A 2054-nucleotide genomic window follows, 5' to 3' on the forward strand; every position below is an offset into this window, starting at 1 on the left:
GTCTACTATGCGGCGGTAGAGCGCCGTGGTTTCGTCGAAAACACCAAATGAGCGGCGGTTCCTGGCTGAAGCGTTCGATACTCGATCTTGGCGCCCAGGCTGATGCACATGGCGTGGATGATTCTGCTGCCAACGCCGGTCCCTTTGGCCGGCGTACCTTCAGCCTTTCCAACCCCATCATCTTCGACCACCAGTTCGGCTTGCTCGCCCGGCAGCTTGCTGAGCCGGACGCGGACTTCTCCGACACCATCCGGATAGGCGTATTTGAAGGCATTGGTGACCAGTTCGGTGATCACCACGCCAAGGTTGATGCTGGTGTCAGTTTCGAGCTTGATGGGGTCGACGTGGTAAGACAGGCTTACACCTTGAACCTGGCTGCGCATCGACGTTCGCAGGTGATCGAGCAATCCGCTCAGATATTCGTCCAACTCAACCGAACGGACGTCGGATGAGCCATAGAGCCGCCTGTGCACGAGCGAAATCGCAAAGATGCGATCCTGGGTTTCGGCCAGTGCGTCCTTGGAAGCGCGATCTCCGACAGCCTTCGATTGCAGGTTCACCAGCGACGAGACCAGAGCCAGGCTGTTGGCGACGCGGTGATTGACCTCTGACAAAAGCACTTCGGCCCGATCGCGCGCCTTGGCCAGGTCCTCGGTGCGGGTGGCGACCCGTTGCTCCAACTCGCTGTTGAGCGCGTTGACCTCGTCGCGCGTATCGCGAAGTTCCCTGGTGTATCGCGCGGCACCATAGGCTGCTCCGCCAACCACGGCGACGATGACAAACCCGCCGATTGCCGAAACAAGTCGCAGCCATCCGCTGTTGGCACGCTGTTCGGCGACGCCTGACGTCAGCCGGTCATCCGCTCGTCCAATGATCCCCGAAAAGAACACGTTGGCTTCGTCGGTCAGAGCCTTGCCTCTGTTGGTGCGGAATATCGCCAGTATCTCGGCATCGCGCTGATCTCGCTTTAGAGCTATCGTTTGATCGAGCTCATCAAACTTGGTGGTTATGATCGCAGACAGCCGTTGCAGCGTGGATTCCGAATTGGCATAGGATGTCAGCAGGGTCTGCAGCGCCTGCAGATGACGCTGCGCCTGGGCCTTGGCGGTCTGGTAAGGCCCCAGGTAAATCTCGTTCCCGGTGATGACGAAGCCGCGCTCACTCGCCTCGGCCGTCTGCATTGCATTTCTCAACTCGACGGCCGCGATACGCGTGTCGCGCRCCTCAATCGCATTGTCGAAATAGGACTGAGCTCTCTGCCCCAGCCAGAAGTTGGTGGCGACGATGGCCATAAGGGCTACGAACCCGATGAGCAGGGACGCGGATGTGAGTCGGACAATTTTGCGGCTGGAAACTGGCATTCGGGCATACCTGCCCGATTTTGAGTGACCGCGCCATCATGTAGTGAGAGCTAATAAGCCGCACACGCAAAACTTGCTACTTTGCGTTGACTTTGCGCCGACACCCGACGTCGATCAGCCGGCACCCGCCAACATCTTTCCGCACCGCGAACTGGTGGAGAACTACAGGGCGGCGCCGCTAACCGCCTAATGTCCTACTTCGGGCATCTCTCAAAAAAAGCGGATCGCTGGATTTCCGGCAGGCCTTCGAACCGAACCCGAACCACCTCGATCCTCGCCCCAACCTTCTGAAAGACAAGATGCATGTTGTCGTAGTCGTGTTGGGACGCTGCTTTGCCATCTGATCGGGTGACCGTTACGGGATGGAGGCCTATCCCGATTTCATCACGGGCAACGAGTGCCGATTCAGTGACTTGATCGACAGTGGTAACCAACACGCCGCCATGCTTGTCCAGGATGGTCGCCGTCGCCTCTCCGCCGGACGGTGCCGCAAACGTAACTCTATCCATCGCCGACTGAGAAATGTCCTTGCCGCAATCCGGCGACCACACTCCCATGAGGCCAAATTGTTTCATAGGCCCGCCGATGTCATCGCCAAAAGCTGGGGCGCAGAACACACCAGATGCCAAGAGAACCCCGAAAAAGCTGCGCATTGCCCCTCCTGCAAGCTATTCCCATGCCGCACGCGTAAGC

At 58.7% G+C, this 2054-nt stretch carries 2 protein-coding genes; both read right to left on the reverse strand.

Annotated features, from left to right (window positions below; all coding sequences use genetic code 11):
• Window positions 1–5 precede the first annotated feature (5 nt).
• Entirely contained in the window at window positions 6–1292 is a 1287-nt protein-coding gene (locus AC1DX0_RS35095) for a sensor histidine kinase (protein WP_477359008.1), read from the reverse strand.
• A 263-nt stretch (window positions 1293–1555) separates the two neighbouring features.
• Window positions 1556–2014 (reverse strand): hypothetical protein, encoded by a 459-nt coding sequence (locus AC1DX0_RS35100; RefSeq protein WP_477221422.1) that lies wholly within the window; start codon window positions 2012–2014, stop codon window positions 1556–1558.
• Between the last annotated feature and the right edge of the window lie 40 nt (window positions 2015–2054).

This window comes from Mesorhizobium sp. P3_A9, assembly GCF_056402975.1.

Bases quoted from the DNA above. Each gene is read 5' to 3' on its own strand.
- AC1DX0_RS35100 (WP_477221422.1), bottom strand. From the start codon at position 2,014: ATGCGCAGCTTTTTCGGGGTTCTCTTGGCATCTGGTGTGTTCTGCGCC.